Below are 26,303 nucleotides of genomic sequence, written 5' to 3'. Positions count from 1 at the left end.
TTCTGATGCCGACTTGCCACGGTTTTTTTGCGCCGGTTCACAATATCTACCCTGCTTTCGGTTCCACAGGCCTGAATTACCTGGAAAATGAATTACCTGGAAAAATCGCTGCGCACGATGCCGTGCCGCTGCAGCTTGTCGTAGAAGGTCTTGCGCGGAATGCCGAGCGCTTCGATCGTGCGCCGGACATCGCCGTCATTGCGGCCAAGTGCCTCGCGGATGACATCGGCCTCATAGCGTTCCAGCCGTTCCGGCAATGAACTGGCGTCATCCGGCACCGCCGATGCGGCAGGTGGCGCTTGCGCCGCTTCCTCCAGTCCCAGCACGAAACGCTCCGCGAAATGCGCGAGTTCACGCACATTGCCCGGCCAGTCGTGCTGGCTCAGATGGCGGTGCACTGAGGCAGGCACGGCTGGCATTTGCCGGCGGAAGCGGGCGGCTGCACGCTCGGCGAAGTAGAAGAACAGCAGGGCGACGTCGTCGCGGCGTTCGCGCAGCGGCGGGATCGAGATCGTCACCACATTGAGCCGGTAGTAGAGATCCTCGCGGAAGGCGCCGCGCCGGCTGGCATCGCCGAGATCGACCTTGGCGGCGGCGACGACGCGCAGGTCGACCGGGCGGATTTCATTGGTGCCGAGCGGCGTCACCTCGCGCATTTCCAGCACCCGCAGCATCTGCACCTGGGTCGAGGCCGGCATGCTTTCGATCTCGTCGAGAAACAGCGTGCCGCCGCTCGAATGCTCGATGCGGCCGATGCGCTTCTTCTGTGCGCCGGTGAAGGCGCCGGCCTCATGGCCGAACAGTTCGCTTTCGATCACCGTGTCCGGCAGCGTGCCGCAATTCAGCGCCACGAAATTGCCCCTAGCGCGGCGGCTCCAGCGATGCAGCAGGCTCGCCACCACCTCCTTGCCGGAGCCGGTCTCGCCGGTCACCAGAACGTCGACATCGGTATCGGCGATTTGCCGCAGCGTCCGGCGCAATCGCTCCATCGCCGGCGTCTGCCCGATCAGCGGCAGGCCGTCCTGCGCCTGTTCGGCGCTTTTGCGCAAGGCGCGGTTCTCCATCACCAGCCGGCGCTTTTCCGCCGCCCGTGCCACACTTTGCGCCAGCCGGTCGGCGGCGAAGGGCTTGGTGATGAAGTCGTAGGCGCCATCCTTGATCGCCTTGACCGCAACCGCGATGTCGCCATGCCCGGTGACCAGGATGACCGGAATGTCGGCATCGAGCTGCAAGACGCGGTCGAAGAGCTGCAGGCCGTCAATGCCGGGCATGCGGATGTCGGACACCACCACGCCGGGAAAATTGGCGTCGAGCCCGGCCAGCGCCTCGTTCGCCACCGCAAAGGCCGAGACGGAAAAACCAGCGAGTTCCAGCGTCTGCCGCGTGGCCCTCAGCAATTCGCTGTCGTCGTCGATCAATACGACCGGTGCGGTGTCCATCATGCTGCCCTGGCGAGGTGAATGGTGAAGCGCGTGCCGTCTCTGCCGCTCGCCACCTCGATGCGTCCGCCATAGTCGGCGACGATGTCCTGCGAGATGACGAGGCCGAGCCCGAGGCCTTTTTCCTTCGAGGTGTTGAACGGCGTGAACAATGACTTGAGGATGGCAGGCGAAATGCCCGGCCCATTGTCGGCGACGGCAAGCGCCACGCCGTCGGCCGTCTCCTGGGCCGAAACCTCCACCCTGGCGCCGTCGCGGCCGTCCAGCGCTTCCAGCGCATTCTGGAACAGGTTGATCAGCACCTGTTCGAGCCGCAGCCGGTTGCCCATCACCTTGAGCGTTACCGGCGGCAGCGTGATATCGAGCGCGTCCAGCCGGCCGGCAAAGCGGCTTCTGAGCAGCACCACGGCGCCCTCGACGACGCCGCGCAGTTCGACCGGTTCGGCTGCCGTGCGCCCCTTGCGGGCAAAGACCTTCAACTCTTCGGTGATGCCGCCGATGCGCTCGGTCAGCGCGGCAATCGCGCCAAGGTTCTTCTCGGCCGAGGCGGTCTGCTTGCGCTCCAGGAACACGCGCGCATTGTCGGCATAGGCGCGGATCGTTGCCACCGGCTGGTTGATCTCATGCGCGACGCCGGCGGCAACCTGGCCGAGGGTCGCAAGACGGTTCGCCTGCACCAGTTCCTGCTGCATGACCTGCAGCTTGGCTTCGGTGCTGCGATGATCGGTGATCTCGGCCTGCAGCCGGTCGCGCGCCAGGCTGAGGTCATGCGTACGCTCGACGACGCGGCGCTCGAGTTCGATGCGCGCCGCCTGTTCGGCGGCGATGCGCATCTGCGCCGACTGACGGCGCCACAGGAGATAGCCGGCCAGCGCCAGCAACGGCACCATGACGCCCAGCGCCAGCAGCCGCATCTCACGCACCGCAGCCGCGATCGGCGCTTCGACCGGCACGAGATAATCGAGCCGCCATGGCGTCGATTGGACCAGTGTCGAAAGCCTGAGATATTCGGCATCGCTGCCGCCCGGTGTTATCGCATGCACCATCGACACGTCAGGGCTCAATGCCTCGGGGCGTGTGATCGGCAAGGGGATCAGCGGCGCGTTGCCGAATTGCTGGCTGCTCCGGATGGCGGCAGCCACCGGGCCGGCCAGCGGCGCGGTGGTCATGAAGCGCCAGGACGGCACGCTGGTGATCAGCACGACGCCGTGGTCGTCGCTGACATAGGCCGGCCGGTTGGCCTCATGCCAGTCGGCTTCAAGCTGGTCGAATTCCATCTTGACGACGACGACGCCGAGCGGCGCCGCCGCATTGCCGACGCGCCGCGAAATATAGAGGCCCGGGCGCTTGCTGATGTTGCCCAGCGCAAAATATTCGGCCGTTCTCGATTGCATGGCGCCGGAGAAATAGGCGCGGAAACCATAGTCGTTGCCGACGAAGCTGGTTGTTTCGCGCCAGTTGCTGGAGGCGATCGCAAACCCGTCGACGCCGGTGACGTAAAGCACCGAAGCCTTGGTGCCGGAGACCAGCCCTTCGAGCTTGCGGTTGAGCACGTCGATCGTGACAGCGCCCTTGTTCTGCAGGGCGTCATGCACCTGCTGGTCCTCGGACAAGAGCAGCGGCAGCGCCCGCGGGCTTTCCAGCACGGCGCGCAGCAACGCAACCTTCAGATTGGCATCGGTGCGGCCTTGCGCCGCCAGTGCCGCGACCTCGGCGCGGCGCGCGTAGAGGCCGGCGCCGGTGAGCGCCGTGGCAACGATCACCAGCGCGATCGCCGCAAACAGCAGCCAGGCGCGACGCGCGCGTTTGCCGAGTTGCTCGGGCGTCGGCGACAGGACCGCGGCAGGGCGTTGCAGCATTCCCTATTTGTGCATGATTTCGCACAAAGCACAATTCAGTCATGCGGATGTCCGCACTTGCGGTTGAGCGGCATCAGCCTCAATCGGACGAATACCCAACAAAATCAATGGCTGCGGTATGCCGCACAGTCTGGCACGGCAGTTGCAGTGACCAATACAGCAGTCGCAAGGCTGCGGAAAACAACTGCCCCGGGAGGTCGAGCTTTCGATCGGGGCGCCATGGAGGACGTCATGCAGCCAGCATTCGCTGCCGCCGAACCGCGCGGCAAGCTACCCTTTTACCGTCATCTCTACGTGCAGGTCCTGACGGCGATCGCCGCCGGCGTGCTGCTCGGTCATTTCTATCCCGAACTCGGTGCTTCGCTGAAGCCGCTCGGCGATGCCTTCATCAAGCTGGTCAAGATGGTGATCGCGCCGGTCATCTTCCTGACGGTGACCACCGGCATTGCCGGCGTCTCCGACCTGAAAAAGGTTGGCCGCGTCGCCGGCAAGGCGATGATCTATTTCCTGGTCTTTTCGACCCTGGCGCTGGTCGTCGGCATGGTCGTCTCCAACGTCGTCCAACCGGGCGCCGGCATGCACATCAATGCGGCGACGCTCGACCCCTCGAAGGTCGCCACCTTCACCGAGAAGGCGCATGACACGACCATCGTCGGCTTCCTGCTCAACATCATCCCCGACACCATCACCGGCGCCTTCGCGCAAGGCGACATTCTGCAAGTGCTGTTCTTCTCGGTGCTGTTCGGCATCTCTCTCGCTCTGGTCGGCGAGCGCGGCCGCCCGGTCGTCGATTTCCTGCAGGCGCTGACCTCGCCTATCTTCCGCCTGGTCGCCATCCTGATGAAGGCCGCCCCTATCGGCGCCTTCGGCGCCATGGCCTTCACCGTCGGCAAATACGGCATCGGCGCGATTGCCAACCTCGCCTTTCTGATCGGCACCTTCTACCTGACGTCGCTGCTCTTCGTGCTGGTCGTGCTCGGCGCTGTCGCTTGGTACAACGGCTTCTCGATCCTCGCCTTGATCCGCTACATCAAGGAAGAGCTGCTGCTGGTGCTCGGCACCTCGTCCTCGGAAGCCGCTCTTCCCGGCCTGATGGCCAAGATGGAGCGCGCCGGCTGCAACCGCTCGGTGGTCGGCCTGGTCATCCCGACCGGCTACTCCTTCAACCTCGACGGCACCAACATCTACATGACGCTGGCGGCGCTGTTCATCGCCCAGGCGACCGATACGCCGCTCACCTATGGCGACCAGATCCTGCTGCTGCTGGTTGCCATGCTGAGCTCCAAGGGTGCCGCCGGCATCACCGGCGCCGGCTTTATCACGCTGGCCGCCACGCTCTCTGTCGTGCCTACGGTACCCGTTGCCGGCATGGCACTGATCCTCGGCGTCGACCGCTTCATGTCGGAATGCCGAGCGCTGACCAATTTCGTCGGCAATGCAGTGGCGACGATCGTTGTGGCGCGCTGGGAAGGCGAACTCGACCAGACCAAGTTCGCCGCCGCCATGGCCGGCACATTGTCCGAGGAAGCCGACCTGGCGCTGTCGGGCGATCTGCAGCCCGCCTGACCGCTCCGGGCACTGACGTTTGAGCACAAGGCCGCAGCCGATTCGGTTGCGGCCTTTCCTTTTCCGCCTGCACGTGGCTGGCGCTGGCCGGGCCCTCCCGGGTAGGGTGCGGACGTAAAACCGAAAGGCCGGCGCATGAGCAATCCGTACCCCGAAATCTACCTCGTCCGTCACGGCGAGACGGAGTGGAGCGCTTCGGGAAAACACACCGGCCGCACCGACATACCGTTGACGGCAAAGGGCGAGGCGGCAGCTCGCGGCGTGGCGGACCGGCTCAAGGATCTGTCCTTCCAGGCGGTGTGGTCGAGCCCGTCGCAGCGAGCCTTCAGCACCTGCACGCTTGCCGGCTTCGGCGCTGCTGCCGTCAAGAAGGACGACCTGCAGGAATGGGACTATGGCGCCTATGAGGGCGTTAAGACCAAGGAGATTCTTGTGCAGCGCCCCGGCTGGCAATTGTTCCGTGACGGCTGTCCCGACGGCGAGTCGGTAGCGGATGTCGGCGCCAGGGCCGACAGGATCATCGCCGGGCTGCGGGCAATCGAGGGCAATGTGCTGGTGTTTTCAAGCTCGCATTTCCTGCGCGTGCTGGCCGCGCGCTGGCTCGGTCTGCCACCCGAAGGCGGTGCGCACTTCGTGCTTGATACCGCGAGCCTCAGCATCCTCGGCTATGAGCACGATCTGAGCGAGCCGGTGATACGCAGGTGGAACCAGAAGTAGTGTTTCTCAGCAAGCCTGCCTCTTAACGCGCGAGCACCGCCAATTCCTCCGATGTCAGATGCCGCGCCTTGCCCTTGGCGAGCTCGCCGAGCTGCAAACCGCCGATCGCCACCCGAACCAGCCTCAGCATCTCGATATCGAATGCCCCGAGCAGGCGGCGGATCTGGCGGTTGCGGCCCTCGTCGAGCACGATTTCCAGCCAGGCAGTGCGGCCGCCGCTGCGCAGCAGTTCGATCGAACTTGCGGTCAGCAGTTCGCCGTCGACGATCGCTCCTTCGCGAAAGCGCGCCAGCATCGCTTCGTCGGGCGCGGTGCCGATCTGGACATGATAGGTCTTGGCGACATGCGAGGCCGGATCGAGCAGGCGGTTGGCCCAGCGCGTGTCGTTGGTCATCAGCAACAGGCCTTCGCTGGCCTTGTCGAGGCGGCCGACCGGCGACACGAAAGGCAACTCCAGTTCCACCAGGCAGTCATAGACGGTGCCACGATCCTGCGGGTCATCGCGCGTGGTGACCTGTCCGCGCGGCTTATTGATCATCAGGTAGACTTTTGCCTCGCCGACGATCTGCTCGCCGTCGACAGCGATGCGGTCGCGGCCGAGATCGACACGCAGCGACGGATCGCGCACCACCTTGCCGCCAACCCGCACGCGCCCTTCGGCTATCAGCAGCTCGGCCTGCTTGCGCGAACACAGGCCGAGTTTGGAAAGCGCCCGGTTCAGGCTGACGCCTGCGCTCGGGGCCTGGTGTTGGGCGATGTCTGGTGGCCGTGCCATGTCCTGCTTGCCATCCCAATGATCGGCATCGACAAATGCCACGCCCCGCATTGGCTTCGCAACCTGCCGCGGCATCAACATCACGGGTCGCGGGAGCGGGGCTGTTCTCAAATACGATGTGTCAGGGGGGTCGGGCTCAACAGCCCGCCATGGAACGCTGCCCCGCGACGGACGTTGTTGCCGACGAGCGATTTGTCGCGAAAGGCACCGCCATGAAGAAAATCTACCAAAAGCCGACGCTCGTGAAGCGAGGCAGGCTCACCAGCCTGACGGCTCAGATCGTCGCTTCTGGGGTCATTCTGGGGGAATGATCCCCCAGATAACGGAAGGGATAAATCGATGAGCGAGCGCGGCGTTGATTTCCTGCAGGGCTGGATCCACGAGCACCTGCCGGGCGAACTGCCTGCCGACAAGGCAACGGCTCGAACCCTAACCACGCGAGCTGCCCTGGATGCTCGGCATTTAGGCCTTGAGGTCAGCGAGATCGAAGAGGATCTCGGTCCGCTGGAACGGGTGATTTTCGAGGCGCTGGATCAGCCCGATATCTGAGCCCCCGATATGAGCCCATTGCAGGCGATATTGGCCCATCGCCATCCTGGCGGGGGCTTTTCCGTGATGGCATCCGAGGGTGCGCAGCCCTAGGCAGCCCGCGCAGCTGACGCTCCCCGTGCCGGCGGCAATTCGAACACAGTGGCGCCGTTCTCTCGGCCGCGTTCGACATAACCGATGACACGGAACCATTTGCCGACGTCGGCCCGCTGCAGCCAGCTGCGCGAGCGGATGGGAAGGTTGCCGGCCAGCGCCTGAATGTGGCGGATGTGGCGCCTGCAGAAGCGGACCGTCGCGGCGCTGAAGAAACCCTCCTGCGCGGCAAACAGCGTGTCGGCGGCGTCGCTGTTCTCGTGCCAGGCGACGATCGCCACCGTCTTGTCGCCCTCGACCAGCGCGTGCGCTCGGCCTTCCTTCAAATTCATCATCAGATTGTCGTAGGCGACCTTGCTGTCCTTGCCGGCGGCCACATACTCGTCCGACATCCGCGTGGACAGATCGCGGAAGACACTTTCGAGATCGCCGATCGTAGCTGCGCGTGCTCGCATTTCTCCTCCTGCAGCCCCGGCAGGCAGTCTGCCCTAGGCAGACGGGATCACCAAGCAAATCAAATCCGCCATTTGGCCGATGCGCGCAAAGTGATTTCAGAAGGCGGGTTTATTGCGTTGGCAAATCGCTCCCGTGGAACCGAACTTGCCTCCCCCGAATTGACTCGCGATCGCGTTCGGGAGGGGAAGCATGCAAGATCAGCATTTCGATGAGCCGGTTCGCGTGGCGCTTGGCAGGTCCAGAAACACGATCTACAAGGTGGAGCGTGTCGCGCAGGCCGCTGACATCCTCATGAACCGATGGCCCGTGAAGACAGGCGGCTATCACGTCGCCGCCCGTAAAGCCTGCCTTGGCGTTCTGGAAGGCCTTCAAGAGGCGCGCTATGCCCGCGCCTCCTTCGTCAACGCGGCGATCGAGGCCGATATACTGCTCGAGCGCGACCGCGAGGGTTGAGCGGTCCATCGCCTCTTTGTTTGGCGTGAGGTAAACTGGCAGACCGGTCGGGAGCCTTCCATGTGCAACGACTATGAGCAGCATATTCTCTGGGCTGAATATTGCCGGATGCTGGAGTCGCTGGCACTCGAGATCCCGACCCATCAGACCGAACTTGACCTGCCGCGGGTTGATGACATCCATATCAACGATCCAGCCCCGATCATGCGCGCCGCCGGCGACACTGGCGTTGTTGAACTGACGTCGATGACGTTTGGATTTCCGCCGGCCGGCCCGAAAGGCGGACCAGTGTTCAACTTCCGCTCCGAAGGCCGGCAATTCGCCGGCAGCAAACGCTGCCTCGTGCCGGCATCCGCCTTCTTCGAGTTCACGGGCACGAAGTATCCGAAGGCAAAGCATCGCTTCACGCTCAACGGCTCGCCGTTCATGGCCATCGCAGGGCTTTGGCGTGAAGCTGCCGGCAACAAGCCGCCAACCTTCACCATGCTGACAACCGAGCCTGGACCGGATATTGCGCCCTATCAAATCGGCAGGTCGTGCTGCTTCGGCCCGGCGATTGGGCGGCTTGGCTCAGTCTGACGAAGCCGGAAGCCAAACTGCTGCAGCCGCTTCCAGCCGGCTCGCTGCGCGTGGAGACCGTGCGCCCCGAAAGTTCATAATTCAGCTGCGCAGGCTTGCCGGCGCAGTCGGCGGGCCGAGATCAAGCATTTGATGTCTTCAGAGAAAACTGGTGCCCAGAGGCGGAATTCAAGTGAAGAAAATCCCGTTTTGCTTTCAGATACTTAGGGGAACGTTAGCCGCATCTGCTACCAACATAAATACCAACAAAATATTCCTGTGGATTGGTTCGGTTCCTGCTATTTCTCTCAATGCCTTGCACCTGCACCTTGTCTCTTCCGGTTTAGTCTACATCCTTCTTGGTCATACCTCATCATGCGGGGTCGAGTGAAGACCACGGCTGGCCAAGACGACTTAATCAGAACGGATGGCCATTGCGCCCAATATCGGGATCGCTTTAGGCGGTTTCTGAAAGCCGACATCGTGCGAAGAACAGGTGGCTATTTACGGGTCCTGAGACCTTGGCCCATACACCGCTTTGTAGGGTGGACGCGGCGCAGCGAAAAGCGCGGCCAGCCGTTCCTCATGTTGCTTGACCAGTGAGGCAGCAATAACAGGTAACTCTGCGGCGGACCGGTGTAGTCGTCGAGGTCGATCGGATTAGACTTCATAGGTGCTCCGTCGATGCGTAGTAGACGGTCTCGTCCTACCAGCAGCCCAGCTTGGCCCAGTGCATTCTGGCTTTGCAGGCGCATGGCGGCAGAAATGATCTCGCGCCAGTGCCTGATACCGCCCTTGGCGATTTGGCCCTTGGTGAAGGCGAACTCCAATTCAACGCAACCGAGAGACAGGATGTCGATTTGATGTCGGTCAATTGCGTAGCAGGCCATGGCATCGACCAACGCTGTCATATAACTGGCATAGTAGGATCGGCGCCTCGGAGGTGCCGGGCCACATCCACCCGCTTGGGCCGTCCCCAAGTCTGATATCTGTCAGGAGAGCCACAACTCGCTCCGGCTCACGATCGAAAGTCGCAATCGCTTGAAGGCCCTTTAAGCCGGCGACTACCTCGAACCCGGCCTCCCGGAGAGAGTTCTCGACGTCTCCACGATCAGCACGGAACCCGATGACATTGAAAGCCTGCTTCGTGCGCCCCAACAGTTGAACGGCTGCGAACTCTTAAGGTTCCTGGCGCGCAATAGCACTCGTTAATCCGGTGGAAAGCAGGTTGTGATCCAGCCGTTTCGAACAGGTTGCGGCAGGCGAAAAGGATTGAGGACAGCTGAACTTTGCGCGCATCATCGACGCACTGACCATTGGCCTTCGTCTCCTCTAGGCAGCGGGAACATTAGCGCCAACTAAAAGTTGGGAGCATACACGAACAGGTTCTTGATGGCACATGATCATTCTTTCAAAATGTTGATCCGCAAGCTCCAAGCCATCTCGGAACTCGCAGAATCAGACATTGCGACCTTGGGGAACATCTCGATTCAGGAGAAGAGATATCAGGCCAACGAAGACATTCTGCGCGAGGGCGATAAGCCGAGCCTTTCGTTCGTCGTTCTTGAAGGCTTAATAGGGTCGATCAAACTAACCGGGGAGGGGAAGCGTCAAATCTCCTCCTTTTTTGTTCCGGGCGACATTCCCGACCTGCATGGTTTGCATTTGTCGGTCATGGATTGCACTTTCACCCCTCTCATGCCCGCTAGGGTGGGCTTCATGCGGCACGACGAACTTCGCGCCGTTTGCGACCAGCACTCTTCGATAACGAGAGTGTTTTGGCGCTCGACGGTGATCGATGCGGCGATATATCGAGAGTGGGTCACCAACGTCGGTAGGCGCGACGCCTACTCGCGTATGGCTCACATTCTTTGCGAACTCATTGTTCGCCTTCGCTCGGTAGGCCGCATTGAAGATCATGTGGCCTATCTCCCCATAACGCAGGCTGCACTTGGCGACGCACTTGGCCTCTCTACCGTGCACGTGAACCGAGTGCTTCAGGACCTTAGACGCGACGGTCTGATATCCACCGTTGGCTCGCGTTTTCATGCGACCGACTGGGCAGGGCTCGTTCGCGCCGCAGATTTTGACTCTACCTATCTTCATCAAAGGGCTGCGCAGACGGGTGCCGGTTTCTGATCCTGCTGGGTCGCTCATGATCCGTTGAGCCCTCGCGATCCTCAAAACCGAATCTCCTGTAGAACCCGCACTCCAACAGGAATGTCGATCACCGCTTGAGAACTGGACCGCAGACTTACCTAGCGACGGCATGGCTTCTCAAAGATACGACCTCAGGAGGGACTCGACGAAACCTGAGCGGTGTTTGACGCGTTCACTGGCCAACCAGCCGAGGCGTGGGGCGCTCCGGCTAAATATCTGGACGAGGAATATTCCCGCGATTTTGTAAGCCTTCTGACCGTGTCGACCTGAAGCGAAGTTTCGCCGGGGGGTAATCTCTAAAGTGCGACTGCCATGGAACACGTGCCGAGCGCCGGAGAGTGTCCAATTCCCCGGTCTGTGCATCCCGGGCACAAGCTCAGCCATAGTGGAGACGCGGCTTTGGCAACGTTCCTATAAATTGAACCCCAATTCGGTCGTTCCTGCGCCACCGCAGGACTGCCTGGTAGGCAACGCCGTCGGTCGGCACGTAAACCACGAACCGCTCAGGGACACGCGATTCCACCGGGACTTTGAGCTCAGCTCCGCCACTGTTTTGGTTCCGAATGGTGCAACTGATCTCGGAGTTTGTGATTCCGCTGATGATTGAGGCGCCTTTCAGCACCCGCTGCCTCCGTTCGCGGCGATGCTCTTCATCAACCATGTGACCTCCATCGGTCACCCGCGGCCCTATATGGTACGCGCACCGGCGAATAACTGTCCATCTAGGTCGTCGCTCGTTAGTGTCTCACTTTAAAGTTTGACGACGGAGACGGACAGCATAAATGCCCGTTGCGCCGGTGAATTCGCAACGCGAACAGACCCGAATGGGCTCGTCGTATAGCGTTGTTAATCCGGCAGCAGCATCTCCTCTTCATCGGCCGCGGCTTCGAACAGCAGCCGGAAGTCATTACCCGGCATTTTGCCATCCATCGCAGATAGGCAAGCTTCGGCCGCCAGCCGCCACTTGGGGCCACGATTGGACCACTTTAGGAGCTCCTCGGCGGCGGCATCAACCCGGTTGACACCAAGGCGAAGCCCCGGGCGCTCAGTCTTCACATAAACCGGAGGGTTGAACCAACGGTGGGGCATCACGCCTCTCGAACGTCAAAGGCGATGAACAGTCCCCAAACGGAGGCTGATTTGACGATCATTTCGACTAACTGGCAGTCAGTTTCGAGAAGATCGCCGCCGCGCTCACGGACCCCTACAATGGTCGCTTTGACGGAAATAATGTCGCCGGGTTGAGAGCCCAACAGGACCTCGCGGACCAGCTCCTTGGCCGTTTGCTGCGTAGGCCGAACAGGTGCTTGAATGTCCATCCCATCCTCCCAGAGAGATAGAACCTCAATCAGCTATTCTGTGGGTCACTTTCCGAAAAAGGCAAGAGTCGGAAACGTACAAAGTAGGTTCCCGCAAACACCGCCCTACGATGGCTAAATCCCGCGACAGGCGCTGATTTGCACCTCACCGTGTCAGCTGCCAGAGGCGGCCATACGGAGAGAGGACCGGCCTCCTCTCCCAAGTTCTCACGGACGAACGCGGACAACCGTCTTTCCTGCGCGTCGGTCCGTTGAGTTGAAGGTGCCGATGGCATCATCCAAGCTCGAAACCTTGCCAATGTTCGTCCGCAGTCGTCCATCGCGGATCCGCTGCACTATCTCAGAGAGCTGAGGGCGATCAGCCTCGACGACGAAGTCAACGGTCAGGCCATCGGCAGCTCGAATGTCCGTTGGTCCAACGACTGTGACAAGGATACCTCCGGCGCGGACGAGCGTTGCGGATCGCTTCTGGATATCGCCGCCGATGACATCGAACACCAGATCGACGCTGCCTACATCTTCAAGGGTGTCTTTTGCGAGGTCGAGGAATTCATTTGCACCGAAGTCGAGCGCTTTCTGGCGGTCGGCGGCCCGCCCGGTGCCGATCACATAGGCTCCGGCCTCCCTTGCAAGCTGCGCCACCATCGAACCGACGGCACCGGCAGCGCCATGCGCGAGAACGCTCTGCCCGGCCTTGATGCGGCCATGCTGAAACAGCCCCTGCCATGCGGTTAGGCCGGAGATCGGCAGGCTAGCGCCCACCGTAAAGTCGACATCGCCGGGCAGCTGATCCAGTTCAAGCGGATCGTGATCTGGTTGCTCGTGCCACATCACCTGGCGGAAATCGCGTTTGTCGACCTGCTGACCGATCGGGCATGCGTGAAATCGATCGTCACAGTCCTGCGGTTGGTGTGGCTTGCCGGGGATAGGCGGGTCCAAGGTCGGCTATTCTAGCCATGCGCGACCGAACAAGATGCTGCGGCAAAGTTCCGTCAGTTTGGTTTTCTCAGTTGGTGAAAGACATCGCACCAAAAGCGGTAGTCATCTGGTCGACCGTCGAAATGCGCCTCCAAAGCGCAGTGCGCCACGGCGGTCGGTGCTTCCATCCCATAAAGTTCGATCGCAGATTGAGCGGCCTGATCTCTGTCGACGAGATCGGCAATCTTCAAAGCGGCGAAATCAGCGCTCCGGATCGCGAGCCTCCGTGGACCAAATATTCCCAACACCTAAGGGTGACTATATGATCCCCTCATGGCAACTCTGCGGTACGACGAAAGGCAGGAACCGGATGGGACGTGGACGGTATTCGACGTGTTCACCGGGCTCCCGGCTATTGTAGCGGGCCACCCATCTGTCGACCTTCCCGACATGGAGTATGCCGAAGAGCTGGCCGCCATCCTGAATGCCAACGACCTGAAGCAGAGGCTATCTCACGGTAGGTTCCCCGGAGGGTTCGCCTGACCGAAGTGGCATTAGCCCCCGATCGTATTGCCCATCCAGGTTGGTTCGTCCGATCCGAACAAGCAATTGTTATTGATCTACCGGCTACGACGGTTTTAAGTCGACTCGCCATTGCTTTTCGTAGGGAGGACGTGATGGGCAACGTGGTGCCAATCTGCAAGGCCGCGCCTTGCGTGGAAGTGGTCGGAGCCAGTGGCGAATGGGTCGTCCGCATCATTGAAACTGACCAGGAAATTACACGCTCATTCGCCCTGGAATCGTTCGCACTGGCCTTCGCAGAAGGCCAGCGGATACGCCTGCATCTCGACAAGGTTGTGCGGCTTTAGGACCCTCCTGCGGCTGGGTACCCTCAGGGCCGCGACGGTGATGGCCCATTGTTCCATTGCTGGTGAGGCTTGCGGTGTGACGTCTCTGTCGTCAGCCCGCGCGGCCGGAAGGGCGGCAGGCTTTTTATTGGTTGAGATCGAGCGGCTCGTGATCGGGCTGCTCGTGCCACATCACCTGCCGGAAGTCGTGTCGGTCTACCTGCTGGCCGCAGATGGGGCACGCATGGAAATGCTCCGGCCAGTCAGCGTCATGTGGCTTGCCGGGCTTAGGCGGTCCAAGGTCAACAATTTTCGTCATCACCAACGAACACGGCGACCCGGCAAAAGTTCCGGGGGGTGTGTGTGCATGCGTTCGAAGGGCTGACAACAAGACCCCCACGCCGGAAGGTGAATGATGATCGCGACGCTAGCCTAGCCATTCCCCAACGGCTCGGACAAATCCGGTTCCCGGCGGCGTTCCCGTCGTTCTTCAAGGAACAGCTTCGGTGTGCTCGTCCCACTCAAGGGGCGTTGTCCCGCGCTCTTGACGAAACTTTCCAAACTCCTTGCGCAGGTCGGCAAGGTCCAATGCCCAAAGATGCTCACTGCTTCCGGGGTTCGACAAAGTGCTCACCAGTTCCGTCCGCTCTCTCGGAATTAAGTTGGCTTCGCGGTTGAGCCTTCAAGGTGGCATTGCGAGATAATTTGCTCGCTTGCTAATATGCCTATATCTTAGGCAGAGGAGTGGGGGTCTCATATCTTCCCGCAGTGGCCGGTGCGGTTAAGCCCCACAAGCACCCCCAACTGCACCGGCCATGTCCCACGGCAGGGCATGGTCTTTGCGCTCGGCATATCTTTTCAAGAGCTTCCGTGAAGCCTGACGCGAATTTGTTGCTGCTGCGAGCCGCACCCCCCGTTTGGCGGAGCTTCGTATATCTCTCGCTTTACGACGATCTTATCCGAAGTGATTAGGCGAGCTAGGCGCTTCAGCGAGCTGCCACTACCTCGTAGGCGTCCAAAGCTTCTTGGTGTGCCGATGCCGAAAAGCAACCCAGCGGCCGGTCAATAAACGGCCAGCAAGTCGAAGTCCTGGGCTCCATCCGTAGGATGGGTCGACGAGCGGGTCGAACAGTGGCGCGCGCGCCTCCGAGAGGAAGAGGGAATGTCTTATAACGGAGCGTCCGCAAGTGTCGGACGCTGACCGGGCTGCCCAGCGCAACCCTGCTGAACCCGACGCTTTGGTGTCACTTCCAAGTATACCCTGATGTGCAACAACAACATATGCGCAAATCGAAAGCCGTCCGGCTTACCGGTCAAGAACGGGAGCGCCGCTAAGACGAAAAAGCATCTCGCTGTAGGGTAGCCGAGCAAGGATCTTGCCGTGGTTGGCAATTGCCGCAGCTGTCATTCCTCTACATAGGAGACTGACGCCCCCTTGGGTTCGTTGGCAGATGGCATCCGGACTGTCAACGAGATGCAGATTCGGAACCCCATATACTATGGCAGTTACACCCTCAGGAATGGCTCCGATCGGTTGAACTACCAATATGCGCACACCGAGCAGCCACCCTATGATAATGGCGGCTACGCAACCAGTGCAGCCAAAGACGCCGAACTTCTTCATCGCATCGCACCTATTCCCCGCATCCCATCATAGTACCTGATGGCGTGATGGTGCATTCGTTGCCTTCAGTGTCCACGGAATGAGTTCCGGTGCTGTCTCTCCAGGAGCGAATGGAGTAGGAGTTTCCTTCGCTATCGCTACTGGTGACCTCTTGGCCTCCGTTCGGAAAGCGAAGAGTTTCGGTGTCAATCGAATAGTTATTCCCTTCGGTATCGTACGATCTCACATGTTGATCCCCATTTTTACCGGAATAGGAATCTGTGCAGACCCTGTAGTCGCTTTCACCCAAGCAATCAGCGTATGCGGAAGCGGTGCAGCCGAGTAGAAATGCTGCCGTCAATCCGATGACGTTTACTTTCATTGAATTTCCTCGATAAAAACACTAAAGCCCCATCAACAGTCATAACGGCTCTGGGCGCGAGGAACCGCAGCGGCTAGGTATCCTTGAAATTAAACCGCCTATCAAGCCAATCTGCGCCTCTGAAATATACCGCACTCGAGTGCCACGAGTTATTCAAGGTAAGCGTCCAGGCCCAAAGGCTTATGGATACAAGTGCACCAATCCACCCGTACAGCAGAGCTGCCGCAAAAAGCGATGGGGTCGACATAACGAGTATCCACCACTCCCAAATGAAGCGCAGGGTAATACCGACGCAAAAATAAACGGAGATGAAGAGTATAATCCCGACAACGACCCCTATAAATTCCATTATCCCGCCAGTATTTTTCTTTTTTGCTGTTCGAATTCTTGATCTGTGATGATTCCGTTCGCCTTCAAAGCGCCGAGACGCTCAAGCATTGACACCACGTCGGTACCCTGCGGTTGATTGTAGACTGGAGCTGGCTGCCTTCTCTGCTCCAGTGCATCCCTAACCTTATTGACGAATTTGACAACAGTCTTCTTCCAAACGTTGCTGATGTGCCGCTGCGAAGCTCCGTCTTCGATGGTGATCGAACCAAAGATGAGCCCCGTTTTGCCGCTAACAGCATTTACCTTGTCAAGGCCTATGCTGGCCTGCTTCAGGCCGTAGATCATTCCTTTGTCGAGAAAGATGATACGTCGGTCTGTCAGGGTGATGAGCCACGTGTCGCCGTCCATGAGCCCAGAAGTGAATGCCAATACCTGCTCACCGTCTGAAAGAATCTCCGGAAGGTGATTTAGCTCTTTCTTTGTAAAAAATTGATCGTCGCCGATTTCATCGGCGATACGTTTATACTCAATTCGAAGCTCCGCCTTGGACGCATTTTTAAAATCGAAGGTCATATTCTCTCCAATCGCTATCCGAGTCAGCAGCGCACAGATTGTATTTCTAAGATTTAGGCTAGGTTATCCCACCGGGCGAACGGCTTTCGTAATTTTCAACCAATCTGATGTTCTATTTTGTTTGAAACGCCGAGATATGGGAGCTTCGTGCAAGGTGGCTAGATGAAAAGAAGCCACCACATTCGGCGCGCTTGGAGCAGCTTGTGCACTCGTTCAAGTACGCATTTTTCCAGTCACTAATCGACCGCTTTGCATACTTGTGGATAGAGCCATCAAGAAGACAGAGCTGGTGATTGTAGACTGAAACATTGATCCTAGCCGCAGCCAGATATTGCACAGCCGCCCGCAACTCACTTCGATAGTCGTACGGGTCCATCCAGAGCTTATCCATATTTGCCCTTGTGAAGCCAGTGATCTCCAGTCCCATAAACGTCACGTGGTCTACGAAGGTGAGGTTTCTAAAAACGAAATCTGACAGGTCGACGAGACCTTCATAGGTCTGCTTGTGAACGACAACTCGTATCTCAACCTCACCCCCGACGGCCTTCAGGTTCATGATCCCGCGGATGGTCTCATCGAAGGCGCCTTTGGACTGAACCACGTAGTCGTGAACTTCCGGGTCGGCGGAATAGATCGGTATGCCGACCGAAAGACGAGGATGTCCAATCCCTTGATAGCGCTCTGCGAATTGCCGATCCTTGAACGTCCGGCCATTGGAAAGAATATGAACCGGCGTAGACGGAAGGTGGTCACGAGCTGATGACAAAATGTCAAAAAAGTCCTCACCCACCAGCGTTGGCTCACCGCCAGTGATCCCGAGAAACGGGGTCGTTACGGGCAGCAGGGGCAGCACATCCAAAATCTCCCTCGCCAACCAGCGATCATCAACGTCTTTGGGTGGCTGGGAGCACATCAAACACAGGTGGTTGCACCGCTCCGTTACGAGGAAATAGTTCGCGTTGGCATCCTTTCTGAACAGGACACGCACTGCCTTCCGATCCGGCACAAAGCGGATGACGTCTCCTTCGCTAAGGTAGTCGAACTCGTGGGGCAGAACGACTAGTCGTCGGTCTGAAAACAGTCGCTCAGCTTCCGGCCGATGCTCCTCAAAGGTGACAACCCACTGGCATTCAGGATGAAACGTCTGCCCCTTGAAAAGATACGCATCATGTTCTCGGTTAGGCGCTTGGTCAGCTTGGCCCGTCACGAGCCTAAGTGCCACTCGCTGTGAGAAATCACCGACGCTTGCTGACGCAGCGAAGCCACTCAGTCGCAACATCCTAATTCGCCCAACTTAGAAAGAGTTCTCGGGCGGTAACGTCCCTCTCCATAAGGTCGATCAGCCTCTTGGAGATCGACATATTGCGATTGCAGAATCCCGACCGCGTTTTGAGGCCAACAAAGTCGCCCTGCGTTGCGGTATGGAATACTGGATCGGAGCCACAGAACGGCTCGTAAGCGCAGTCGGCGCACATCGGTACGGAGCCTGCAAAAGATTGCTCGATAGGATCGAGGAGAGCGTCGGACCCGAAAATCTCGCCATAGGTGTTTTCGTGGACATTCCCGAGCAGAAATGTCTTGTCGCCCATTTCGGCCAACATTCGTGCTTCGTCGGACGCGTAGACGCTGGCGTCATAGTTATAGACAACGGCGGAGATACCGATGCCTGCCGGGCTCATAAGATCCACATATCCTGGCTCGAAAGGCGTGAGCATCTTTGTAAGGATGGTGGCCGCGTAAAACTCCTTGAAAGGAATGCCGTTACGGTTCAGTTCCAGGATGTAATTCAGCCCGTCGAAGTAGAAATCGAGCCAGCGGTCCACGTCATAGGCTGCGTACAATTTCGTCTTGACCGCGAAGCCGTAAGGGGAAAGCGGGCGAAGAAATATTCCGGGGAAATCTAGCCGCACGTATTCGTCAATGATCTCGCGCGCCAGTGGAAGACTGGCTTTGGTCGTTGTCATAAGTGCGCTGACGCGTTCATGGCCGAGAGCCAGTCTGGCCTTGTGGATACCTGCCACAGCCAATTCGTAGCTGTTCTTTCCCGGGCGCGGTCGATTGGCATTGTGAAGAGTGGCCGGTCCGTCGAGCGACGTTGAAATTAGAATCCTGTGCACGCGACAGAATTCCAAGGTTTCGTCGGTGATGACGGCGAGATTGGTCGTGATGACGAATTGCAGCGACCGCCCGGCGACCTTGTTGATCGCTTCAGCCCGATGCACGACGTGTTGGATCAACGGGAAATTCAGGAGCGGCTCGCCGCCTTGGAACTCGATCTTGATAGCCGGACTTGGAGACTGGAAAATGAGCGCCAACGCCTTCTCGGCAGTCTCCTCTGACATATCGAAGGCTGAACGATCTTCGCTTTGGCGAGATACCTGACAGTAGGGGCAGGAGTGCTCGCACCGCAAAGACACGACCATGATGTGAAGCGAGGTGAAGTTCTCAAGCCTTCTTGCCTTGGTCCGAACCTTCAGCGCCAGCAGCTCCTTGCCGATATTGGAGGATGCATCAAAGAGGAACTGCCTGCTGCGCAGGCGGGGGTAGGCAGGGTGTGTGCTGGGAAGCTCGTGCCTGATAAACGAAGCCAGCACGGCGCGCGGCAATACCAGATATTCGCCCGCTTGGTTGGTCAGCACATACCGCTCGTCGTCCAACTGGGAAAAACGAAAGTACGCGAGCTGATAAGTGTCGTCCAACGGTCGTTGGAACTCAGTTGCCGGAGCAAACTTAGTCATCGGACTGCAGGCCCGATCTGGAAAACGCAAGCGCCAGTATCGCGTTTCTAACAGTGGCGGTTTCGGCGGCGATGCTGCTACGCAGGTCCTGATCCAAGACCTCTAGCCGCAGTCTTTCTACCGCTGCGTCGGCCGAAGTTCGCGCGGCCGCCTTGCTGAAGTTGATCGTGCATACTGCGAAGCCGCCCTCGATCGTGATCTCAACCGCAGCGTTGCCGGTTACCCGATACGCTGCGCGCTTTACACAGTCGAGGCTGAAGACTGACAGATCAAACTTGACTTGGGCAGTCTGGACGAGCTCGCTCTCGCGAGGGGTGTCCGCCATCAACAATAGCTGTAGCCAGAGCAGTGAGACCCGTGACTAGCATGGCTCGAATGGCTGGTGTGGTACGCCATGATAACTTCCGTACCATTTGAGCGATCTAGCACCTCACCGTAGCCGAGGTCCGCCGGGACAGTGCCAGCTTCAGCGAGCTTGGTCGAAGGCTGATTTGCCGATTCGACAAGGACTGCAGCCTGAACTTGGCCGCCGAGAATCATCGTGGCCGACAAGGCCATTGGTGACAGGAAATTGCGTTTCGACATTATCCAAACCCCCGTTTGTACGGACTCAATAGCAAAACGCGCCAAGCCGGACAAGTACCGATTGTGGAGAAGTGCTTAAGGGACCACTAATGTTCCGGGTCAAATACTTGTATTGTGGAGTTGACGGGGTCCGTCTTCTGAGCGCAATCGATCGCAGAAGCGGCCCGACGATGCTCTTTTGCAGCCGCTTCGGCTGCCGCCAGAAAGCGCTCGGATTTCAGCCCGAGACAGCTGTTCGGAAGGTTTGGTTCTGGGCCATTGGCGATCTCCGCTTGATGGGGGTTCGCCGCAACGCGGACCATAGTCCTACATGCCACGCTGCCTGACCTCCTGGCCTACTCTCACGGGAGCGATAGGGCCAGGCGCCAAGCGCCACCATCAGGAGGGAAGCGGTCGTGCCGACCATGTCTCGCGCCTGTAGCGTCGCGGGCGCCGCATCAAGGAAGCGGGCTACAGCGCTGCGGCCTGATACTGGACTCCCGGCTTCAGACGATGCATTCTCGCCTCGGGGAAGGGATCATGGGCAATTCTGTTCATGCCAGGAGGTTGCAGAGGCGACGGCCTTGGTGGCGCTCGCTTTTCCGCTATCGTCTCGCCGCCGTTCTGGTGATGCTCGGGGCGACTTCCGCGGGCTATCTTGCAGTCGGCGACGATCGGCACGAGCTGCCGCGCGTTCACCATGGCGGCGATTCGTCGGCCAGCAACGCGGCTGTCCGCGAGGCGGGCTGCGATATCAAGGGCAATATTAACGAGCGCGGCGAGCATATCTACCATATGCCGGGGCAGGAATATTACTCTGCTACGCGTGTCAACCCAGCTCGAGGAGAGCGCTGGTTCTGCTCACAATGGGAAGCGTGGTGGGCGGGCTGGCGGAAAGCGAAAGTGTAGCCATTGCCTTTAGACTACACCTTCAGTTGCTCGATGCGCGTGCTCTTTATTGGAAGTTCGAACATCGCGCCGCCCGCGACAATTTCCGATTGCTTTTCGATCGTGCACCAAAGGGCGAGTAGCCGCTCCATTTGCTTGACGACCGGAGCCTTGTAGAGGCCCTTCGAAAGAAAAAACCCGACGAGCCGAGAGCTTCGAAATGCAGCATATTCGACCTTGTTCCGGGTAATGCGTCGATCGCCAGAGATGACGATCCAACGCCCCCTCCGTGCTCAGCTGGCCGATCCAGGCCACATCTTTCACGCCGGGGCCGAACTTCTCTCTGATATGGACGATCTCATGCTCCCCGGCGAACAGGGCATTTAGCGAACGGGCGAGAGCGGGCGACAGGTTTTCGTCGACCAGGGCTTTCACGCGGCACTCTGAAGGCTCTCTTCGAATTTCATGGCGTCTCTAACAGCGGTAGCTGAGACATCGAAAAGGCGCGCCACCTTTTCCACAAATCCTTCGGCTTCTACAGCTTGCGCAAGCGCCACGGTCGGGACGCCATATTTGGAGGCGATCGGCTGACCGAACGAACGATGGGGGTCGATCACGATGGACTGCTTGCCATTGAAGGGCCGCCAGCGCGCCACCGCGTCATCCTCGATATCCAGGTCTTTGAACGTCCGCTCTATGACCTGGCGGAAAACATACTGCCGCCTCTTCAGGTCGAGTAGCTTGGTTTCACCGGAACGCTCTATTCCTTCGAGGAAGATCGTTCTGCCGTCAGTCTGGAAGCGCCTGGTTGAGAACGGGCGCTCGTCATTGACACACTCACGTGCGTACTCGATGCAATTTCTAACCGCCAAAAGGCCGACGCCGGCCCCTGTGAATGCTTTGACAAAGCGGAGCTCGATCAGGTCACGGAATCCGATCTCGAGATGATTGTCGATGATCGGCCACTGCGATGACCATAGCGGCGCGATTCGATGCTCAACTTCTTCGCGGCGGAGGTGTAGCCCTTCATCCACCTCGAAATATTGAGCGCAGACGTCCCTATCAGGCGCGCGGCCTCTCCGACGGTGTAGGAGCCTACCCCGAAGAATTCTGCGTCTTGAATGTTCTGGCGTACCGACATGCCGGAAGAGTTATCCACTTCCATAGACCGTGCAAGGGGTCACTGCCGCCGTCCAGCTGGCGGCAATGTATCTATCGGTCGCATCATCAGGATCGCAGAGGAGTGCACACGGTAGCCTGTGAGCAAGTTAATTCTGCCGGCGAGGGTTACGGCTGAAACACCATCGAAGTTTCGTCGATCTGAAAGGTGCCCTCGACCCGGACATTCATCGATGCGCCTAGCGTTGTTCGATAGGGTTTCTCGGCGTAGACCACTAGGGCCACCTCGAATTCAACAGGGACGATCGCCGGCGCGCCATCGTGAAAAGTGATGTAGACCGTGACATCGACGAAAGGCGGTCGCGAATTCCGGTCCTCCCATCCGTCTATGCGCACAATGCCTTTGATGGCCTCCTCACCCGAATGGCGTGCCAGTTGCTCGCCTGAGACGTTAATTCTGGAGATCGACATCCCGGCCGCCATCCGGCCAGCATCCATCCGGACGTCAAGGACGTCGGCTGGGACTTCCAGTTCACGATGTGAATGACGGCGTCCTCGAGGCCGTTTTTCACATGGGTCGCACTGAGCGTTGCCGGCGCGTAGCCCGGTGCGAATTCCGTCTGTCTGCGCTGCCCCCGCAACTGACCTAGCAGCGGCCTGATCGCGCAACGGCGGCCGCACTCGCTGCCATCCATCCGCTTGCCGCGCCGATCCATTCTCGGGCGCAAATGGCGCCGCCTTGGCCATCTCGGCAGATCGTCGAGTAGTCGGGCCAATGCCTCCAAGCAGGAATGCAGCCAGAGCGACGCGGCAAAGCCCATCGGGACGCGCCAGCCTAGGTCTTCCTCCCCCCGCTGCATGCCAGACGTATTGTCCTTGGGCATCGCGCCGCTCCATCGGCGAGGCGTCAGTTCGTCTCGTCGACGATACTGTCATAGTCGCGGCCGATCAGTAGCAGCACGAAGCCGCAGGGCACTGTCACGCTGGTGAGGGCAATAAGGCCGAGCCATCCATAGCCCGGCTTCGCAAAATAGTAGTACCAGCTAATCGCCTGCACCAGCGGAGACACGATCAACATCCAAGCACCCCATTGCCATCCGTGTTGAGCCGGATCGTTGTCGTCGCTCGATATCTGATTGCCATACGTATGCCCTCCCGTTCCTCAAAAGGCAGCTTCGCGCCGGTTGAGCGCGAACGCAAGCGCCGGCCCGGCTACGGCTTTGCGAGCCTCACGCCGGCGCCTCCTCCATTCTGCGGAATGAGCTCAACCCCGGCAGCCTCCAGAGCGGCCTGCAGGTCGACCAACGTGCGGTCGTATGGCGTCCGCTTGCCAGCTTCGAAATTGGCAATGGTCGTCTTGGCCACCTGGGAGGCCGCTGCCAGCTGATCCTGCGACCATCCAACAAGCGCCCGGGCTGCCCGGCATTGAGATGGCGAAAGTGTCATTTTAGTTAAACCTTACATTAAAGTGACTGTACGATACGTGCAGCCTTATACCATTAGTGCAACGTTATCGCAAATGCAGACCCAAATGCCTAACACCCCTCTTCTGGAGGCCGGCGAAGCTATGGCCGCTGCCTTCCCTTAGAAGATTTTCCCGCGCCCTGCTCGGTGCCATCGCCTCTATTCCGGCCATAAGAGGCGCGGCCGCGGCGCATGTCTCGCCGCAACCGGCGCCTCTGCCCTCGGAGGAGGAACTGCTGCAAGCCTACAGTGAGTGGCTGTTCTTCGAACGTCTGCTGCTTATGCGCGACATCTACCCTCGCGAGCGCAACCCCTACCGCCAAACAGCCCTCGTGCCCTGCAACACTCTTGCGGCGCATTACCATTTCCCGCTACGATGACCGAGAGTTGTAGCCCGACATGGGAAACGGTGCCCTCGCCAGCCACGCGTGCGCTGCTCGTCTTGCAGGCTGTCGGCGTTGACTTCAGGCCGCTGAGTGAACGGCAATGATCTTTCGTTCAGAAGGAAACTGCCATGCGAACGACCGAACGTGATCGACCGCCTTCCGGCTGGTTTGTGGTCGACGTGATGCGCCGCGAAGCCCGGAAGTGGGACTGGGCGGCGCTTGTGACCGATACGCATCCTGACGATCTAGAAGCTCGGATCTTTGCGAAGCAGTGCTGGGTCCCCATTCTCGGCAAGCACCGAAACCGAGATGCGGCTTGGGATATGTTCGAGGCGATGTCAGCCACGCGGCACTGACTGACTTTCATTCCGCATCAGAGAAACGAACAGCCCGCTGCGGCTGGTGGCGGGTTTTTCATGTCGCGTTTCATGTCGCGTCCATCAGCCGCGCACCAGTAAAAACCGTTGGAAACCAAGGATACTCAGTTGCAACATGAGCTGAATATTACAGAAACAAGCGGTGCCCAGAGGCAAGTAGGAAATGTCTGTGCTTTCAGATCTTACCACGCACATAGCATGCGGACAATCAACAGAAATAGCAACAATAGATTCCTGTGGCTTATTTCATTCCTCCCGGAATGTCCGACTGATTTGGTCCGACAGCGGCTTCACGAAATAGGAAAGCGCCGTACGCTCACCCGTCTGGACCATCGCTTCGGCCGGCATACCGGGCACGAGCGTCAGGCCCTTGAGCTTCGTCAGTTCCGCCTGCGGAACCGACAGGCGCACCAGGTAGTACGAAATGCCGTTTTTTTCATCCGTCGCCAGATCGGCTGCGATCCGGCTGACATATCCGTTCAATATCGGCGTGGTTCTCAGATTGAAGGCTGACATCCGCAGCACGGCCTTGTGACCAAGCTGGATTTGGTCGATGTCCTTCGGGGTGATTCGTACTTCAAGCGCAAGATCGTCGCCTTCCGGCACGATTAGCATGATCGGATCGGCGGGCGTGATCACTCCGCCGACCGTATGAATTGCGAGTTGTTGAATGGTGCCTGACTGCGGCGCGACGATATCGATCCGCCGCAGTTCCTGTTCAACCGCCACCTTGCGCTCAACATACTCCCCGACCTGCGCCTGAACCTCTCTGAGCTCCTGGCCCACTTCCGACTTGAAATCCTGATCGATCTGCGGGATCTGCAGGCGCGTTTCGGCTATGCGGGCTGCCGTCTGTGCCTGATCTGCGATCTTCTCACCGCGTTCGCCACCGAAAGTGGCAACCTGGATCTTCAGGCTGTTCAACCGTTGGTCCGAGACAATGCCTTGGTTGCGCAGCCCACTTAGAACAGCAATTTCCTTTTGGAGAACCTCGATCATTTTTTCACAGGCAATTTCCTGCGCCTTGAGTCCTTCGATCTCGTGGTGATATTGAGTAATGCGTTCCGCCAATTGCGCCTGCTTCCCGTCGCGGGATTGCCTGCGGAATTCGAACAGCAACGTCTCGCTCTCTATTGCCGAAGCTACGTCCGGAACATCTCTTCGGGCGAGTAGCCAGTCCGGGAAGGGGATTTCCGCGAGATCGTCACGCTCAGCATCGAGTCGTGCCAGGTAGGCGGCCAGCTCATCGAGCCGCTTGGTGACTATGGCGAGATTAGCGCGCGCCTGGGTGGCATCGAGCCGCATGAGGATGTCGCCGGCTTTTACCTTGTCGCCTTCGCGCACCAGGATTTCTCCCACCACCCCGCCAGTCGGGTGCTGCACCTTCTTGACATAGGAAACGACGACAAAGTGTCCGGACGCTACAACCGCACCGGAGAGATTCGTGAAGGTCGCCCAGGCTCCGGCTCCTCCCACAAAGATCACGCTCGCCAGAAAGCCCGCCACCAGGTGGCGGCGAATGGAGCTTGAAACGTCATTGTTCTGATCAATGCCGGACACCGGTATCCTCCATGTCAGCGCGCTCTGCCACGTTATCCTGTGTAGACTCGATGGCCTTCAGGACTTTGGAAGGCGCACCGAATGATCGCTGCCGTCCACCTTCCATCACCAACACCAAATCCACGGCGCGGATGACGCTCGGCTGATGGCAGACAACAACCGCAATGCCCTTGCGCTCGCGCACGGAGGCGATCGCCTTAGCGACTGCAGCTTCGCCTTCCGCGTCGAGATGGATATTGGGTTCATCCAGCACAACAAGGAAAGGGTCTCGATAAAGGGCACGGGCAAGACCGATAAGCTGGCGCTGCCCGGCGGAAAGTGCCGATCCGACCTCACCAATCGGAGTTTCGTATCCGTGCTCAAATCGGAGGATCAGTTCGTGCGTGCCCGCTGCTTTCGCCGCGGCGACAATAGCCTCAGGGTCAGGATCATGTTCAAAACGAGCAATGTTTTCGGCAATGGTGCCGTCGAACAGTTCAACACCTTGCGGCAGATAGCCGATATGGCGGCCTAGTGCTTCCCGGTCCCATTGATCGAGGCTTGCGCTGTCGATGCGAACCTTCCCGGCGACCGGCGTCCATGCGCCGACGATGGCGCGCGAGAGTGTCG

Annotated in this window: 29 protein-coding genes and 3 pseudogenes; 11 read left to right on the top strand and 21 right to left on the bottom strand. The window is 59.3% G+C overall.

Translation table 11 applies throughout. From position 1 onward, the window contains the following. Window positions 1-92: 92 nt before the first annotated feature. Complete coding sequence (locus NKJ57_RS29460; RefSeq protein ID WP_352513616.1) at window positions 93-1,442, bottom strand: sigma-54-dependent transcriptional regulator; 1,350 nt, start codon at window positions 1,440-1,442, stop codon at window positions 93-95. Further along, window positions 1,439-3,298, bottom strand: a complete 1,860-nt coding sequence (locus NKJ57_RS29455) for a sensor histidine kinase (RefSeq protein WP_352513615.1) — start codon at window positions 3,296-3,298, stop codon at window positions 1,439-1,441. The genes NKJ57_RS29460 and NKJ57_RS29455 overlap by 4 nt, the downstream gene beginning before the upstream one ends. Window positions 3,299-3,529: 231 nt before the next feature. On the opposite strand from NKJ57_RS29455, the gene NKJ57_RS29450 reads away from it, so the two are divergent. Both NKJ57_RS29450 and NKJ57_RS29445 read left to right on the top strand, forming a co-directional pair. Further along, window positions 3,530-4,864 carry a dicarboxylate/amino acid:cation symporter gene (locus tag NKJ57_RS29450; protein WP_023681916.1) on the top strand — a complete coding sequence of 445 codons (1,335 nt, stop codon included), beginning with the start codon at window positions 3,530-3,532 and terminating at the stop codon, window positions 4,862-4,864. A gap of 135 nt (window positions 4,865-4,999) precedes the next feature. After that, window positions 5,000-5,581 (top strand): histidine phosphatase family protein, encoded by a 582-nt coding sequence (locus NKJ57_RS29445; RefSeq protein WP_023711385.1) that lies wholly within the window; start codon window positions 5,000-5,002, stop codon window positions 5,579-5,581. Window positions 5,582-5,603: 22 nt separating this feature from the next. On the opposite strand, the gene NKJ57_RS29440 is transcribed toward NKJ57_RS29445, so the two are convergent. Then, window positions 5,604-6,356 carry a pseudouridine synthase gene (locus NKJ57_RS29440; RefSeq protein WP_352513630.1) on the bottom strand — a complete coding sequence of 251 codons (753 nt, stop codon included), beginning with the start codon at window positions 6,354-6,356 and terminating at the stop codon, window positions 5,604-5,606. 149 nt (window positions 6,357-6,505) lie between these two features. Between NKJ57_RS29440 and NKJ57_RS29435 the strand changes: the two genes are divergently transcribed. Further along, window positions 6,506-6,667 (top strand): hypothetical protein, encoded by a 162-nt coding sequence (locus NKJ57_RS29435; protein WP_023669672.1) that lies wholly within the window; start codon window positions 6,506-6,508, stop codon window positions 6,665-6,667. Between the two features lie 28 nt (window positions 6,668-6,695). Further along, window positions 6,696-6,905, top strand: a complete 210-nt coding sequence (locus NKJ57_RS29430) for a DUF768 domain-containing protein (protein WP_023669673.1) — start codon at window positions 6,696-6,698, stop codon at window positions 6,903-6,905. Between the two features lie 89 nt (window positions 6,906-6,994). Here NKJ57_RS29430 and NKJ57_RS29425 read toward each other — a convergent pair whose 3' ends face one another. Beyond that, window positions 6,995-7,453: a hypothetical protein gene (locus tag NKJ57_RS29425; RefSeq protein ID WP_352513614.1), complete on the bottom strand. Its 459-nt coding sequence runs from the start codon at window positions 7,451-7,453 to the stop codon at window positions 6,995-6,997. A gap of 190 nt (window positions 7,454-7,643) precedes the next feature. On the opposite strand from NKJ57_RS29425, the gene NKJ57_RS29420 reads away from it, so the two are divergent. Further along, window positions 7,644-7,907, top strand: coding sequence for a DUF982 domain-containing protein (locus tag NKJ57_RS29420; RefSeq protein WP_352513613.1), 264 nt, complete (start codon window positions 7,644-7,646; stop codon window positions 7,905-7,907). Window positions 7,908-7,967: 60 nt separating this feature from the next. Further along, window positions 7,968-8,566 (top strand): annotated as a pseudogene (locus tag NKJ57_RS29415) (SOS response-associated peptidase). Window positions 8,567-8,965: 399 nt separating this feature from the next. Here the strand turns inward: NKJ57_RS29415 and NKJ57_RS29410 are convergent. After that, the gene (locus tag NKJ57_RS29410) at window positions 8,966-9,376 is read right to left on the bottom strand and encodes a patatin-like phospholipase domain-containing protein (RefSeq protein WP_023708169.1); all 411 of its coding nucleotides are present in this window, start codon (window positions 9,374-9,376) and stop codon (window positions 8,966-8,968) included. 481 nt (window positions 9,377-9,857) lie between these two features. Here NKJ57_RS29410 and NKJ57_RS29405 point away from each other — a divergent pair, with 481 nt between their 5' ends. Next, on the top strand, window positions 9,858-10,604 hold the full coding sequence (locus NKJ57_RS29405; protein ID WP_023699539.1) for a Crp/Fnr family transcriptional regulator: 747 nt from the start codon (window positions 9,858-9,860) through the stop codon (window positions 10,602-10,604). A gap of 397 nt (window positions 10,605-11,001) precedes the next feature. On the opposite strand, the gene NKJ57_RS29400 is transcribed toward NKJ57_RS29405, so the two are convergent. From NKJ57_RS29400 to NKJ57_RS30980, 5 genes and pseudogenes are all read right to left on the bottom strand, one after another. Continuing rightward, window positions 11,002-11,286: a PilZ domain-containing protein gene (locus NKJ57_RS29400; protein WP_023834289.1), complete on the bottom strand. Its 285-nt coding sequence runs from the start codon at window positions 11,284-11,286 to the stop codon at window positions 11,002-11,004. A gap of 185 nt (window positions 11,287-11,471) precedes the next feature. Next, entirely contained in the window at window positions 11,472-11,714 is a 243-nt protein-coding gene (locus NKJ57_RS29395; RefSeq protein ID WP_023669677.1) for a DUF982 domain-containing protein, read from the bottom strand. Further along, the gene (locus tag NKJ57_RS29390) at window positions 11,714-11,944 is read right to left on the bottom strand and encodes a hypothetical protein (RefSeq protein ID WP_352513612.1); all 231 of its coding nucleotides are present in this window, start codon (window positions 11,942-11,944) and stop codon (window positions 11,714-11,716) included. Before NKJ57_RS29390 ends, NKJ57_RS29395 begins: the two co-directional genes overlap by 1 nt. 207 nt (window positions 11,945-12,151) lie before the next feature. Further along, window positions 12,152-12,739, bottom strand: a pseudogene (locus tag NKJ57_RS29385) (zinc-binding dehydrogenase); the annotation flags it as partial. Window positions 12,740-12,936: 197 nt separating this feature from the next. Further along, complete coding sequence (locus tag NKJ57_RS30980; RefSeq protein ID WP_023699541.1) at window positions 12,937-13,170, bottom strand: Y4oE-related protein; 234 nt, start codon at window positions 13,168-13,170, stop codon at window positions 12,937-12,939. A 25-nt stretch (window positions 13,171-13,195) separates the two neighbouring features. Here NKJ57_RS30980 and NKJ57_RS29380 point away from each other — a divergent pair, with 25 nt between their 5' ends. Together NKJ57_RS29380 and NKJ57_RS29375 are read left to right on the top strand one after the other, a co-directional pair. Beyond that, on the top strand, window positions 13,196-13,405 hold the full coding sequence (locus tag NKJ57_RS29380) for a hypothetical protein (protein ID WP_023672260.1): 210 nt from the start codon (window positions 13,196-13,198) through the stop codon (window positions 13,403-13,405). Between the two features lie 134 nt (window positions 13,406-13,539). Continuing rightward, a complete protein-coding gene (locus NKJ57_RS29375) occupies window positions 13,540-13,731 on the top strand; it encodes a hypothetical protein (protein WP_023672259.1) in 192 nt (63 codons plus the stop codon). A 2,312-nt stretch (window positions 13,732-16,043) separates the two neighbouring features. Here NKJ57_RS29375 and NKJ57_RS29370 read toward each other — a convergent pair. The 4 genes from NKJ57_RS29370 to hxsD form a co-directional block, all read right to left on the bottom strand. Then, window positions 16,044-16,598, bottom strand: a complete 555-nt coding sequence (locus tag NKJ57_RS29370) for a PH domain-containing protein (RefSeq protein ID WP_023672256.1) — start codon at window positions 16,596-16,598, stop codon at window positions 16,044-16,046. Window positions 16,599-16,710: 112 nt separating this feature from the next. Continuing rightward, window positions 16,711-17,877 carry a His-Xaa-Ser system radical SAM maturase HxsC gene (gene hxsC / locus NKJ57_RS29365; RefSeq protein WP_352513611.1) on the bottom strand — a complete coding sequence of 389 codons (1,167 nt, stop codon included), beginning with the start codon at window positions 17,875-17,877 and terminating at the stop codon, window positions 16,711-16,713. 1 nt (window position 17,878) lies between these two features. After that, the gene (gene hxsB / locus NKJ57_RS29360; protein WP_352513610.1) at window positions 17,879-19,297 is read right to left on the bottom strand and encodes a His-Xaa-Ser system radical SAM maturase HxsB; all 1,419 of its coding nucleotides are present in this window, start codon (window positions 19,295-19,297) and stop codon (window positions 17,879-17,881) included. A gap of 31 nt (window positions 19,298-19,328) precedes the next feature. Beyond that, window positions 19,329-19,661: a His-Xaa-Ser system protein HxsD gene (hxsD, locus tag NKJ57_RS29355; RefSeq protein ID WP_023672253.1), complete on the bottom strand. Its 333-nt coding sequence runs from the start codon at window positions 19,659-19,661 to the stop codon at window positions 19,329-19,331. A 779-nt stretch (window positions 19,662-20,440) separates the two neighbouring features. Between hxsD and NKJ57_RS29350 the strand changes: the two genes are divergently transcribed. Further along, on the top strand, window positions 20,441-20,809 hold the full coding sequence (locus NKJ57_RS29350; RefSeq protein ID WP_023750018.1) for a sunset domain-containing protein: 369 nt from the start codon (window positions 20,441-20,443) through the stop codon (window positions 20,807-20,809). Window positions 20,810-20,818: 9 nt separating this feature from the next. Here NKJ57_RS29350 and NKJ57_RS30975 read toward each other — a convergent pair whose 3' ends face one another. The 5 genes and pseudogenes from NKJ57_RS30975 to NKJ57_RS29320 all read right to left on the bottom strand — a co-directional run. After that, window positions 20,819-21,223 (bottom strand): PIN-like domain-containing protein, encoded by a 405-nt coding sequence (locus tag NKJ57_RS30975; protein WP_245266100.1) that lies wholly within the window; start codon window positions 21,221-21,223, stop codon window positions 20,819-20,821. Continuing rightward, window positions 21,220-21,822, bottom strand: coding sequence for a hypothetical protein (locus NKJ57_RS29335; RefSeq protein WP_023703256.1), 603 nt, complete (start codon window positions 21,820-21,822; stop codon window positions 21,220-21,222). The genes NKJ57_RS30975 and NKJ57_RS29335 overlap by 4 nt, the downstream gene beginning before the upstream one ends. A 253-nt stretch (window positions 21,823-22,075) precedes the next feature. Then, window positions 22,076-22,654: a hypothetical protein gene (locus NKJ57_RS29330; protein ID WP_352513609.1), complete on the bottom strand. Its 579-nt coding sequence runs from the start codon at window positions 22,652-22,654 to the stop codon at window positions 22,076-22,078. A gap of 160 nt (window positions 22,655-22,814) precedes the next feature. Continuing rightward, window positions 22,815-22,985 carry a hypothetical protein gene (locus NKJ57_RS29325; RefSeq protein WP_352513608.1) on the bottom strand — a complete coding sequence of 57 codons (171 nt, stop codon included), beginning with the start codon at window positions 22,983-22,985 and terminating at the stop codon, window positions 22,815-22,817. Between the two features lie 140 nt (window positions 22,986-23,125). After that, window positions 23,126-23,353 (bottom strand): annotated as a pseudogene (locus NKJ57_RS29320) (helix-turn-helix domain-containing protein); the annotation flags it as partial. Window positions 23,354-23,885: 532 nt separating this feature from the next. Between NKJ57_RS29320 and NKJ57_RS29315 the strand changes: the two are divergent. Next, a complete protein-coding gene (locus tag NKJ57_RS29315) occupies window positions 23,886-24,113 on the top strand; it encodes a hypothetical protein (RefSeq protein ID WP_155924076.1) in 228 nt (75 codons plus the stop codon). Window positions 24,114-24,380: 267 nt separating this feature from the next. Here NKJ57_RS29315 and NKJ57_RS29310 read toward each other — a convergent pair whose 3' ends face one another. Both NKJ57_RS29310 and NKJ57_RS29305 read right to left on the bottom strand, forming a co-directional pair. After that, window positions 24,381-25,694 (bottom strand): HlyD family type I secretion periplasmic adaptor subunit, encoded by a 1,314-nt coding sequence (locus NKJ57_RS29310; RefSeq protein WP_352513607.1) that lies wholly within the window; start codon window positions 25,692-25,694, stop codon window positions 24,381-24,383. Beyond that, the coding region (locus tag NKJ57_RS29305) for an ATP-binding cassette domain-containing protein (RefSeq protein WP_352513606.1) at window positions 25,681-26,303 on the bottom strand (623 nt) is incomplete at its 5' end. The genes NKJ57_RS29305 and NKJ57_RS29310, both read right to left, overlap by 14 nt.

Source organism: Mesorhizobium sp. M0077 (genome assembly GCF_040322955.1).
GTDB lineage: Bacteria > Pseudomonadota > Alphaproteobacteria > Rhizobiales > Rhizobiaceae > Mesorhizobium.
This window is presented reverse-complemented; position numbering and strand designations above follow the sequence as displayed.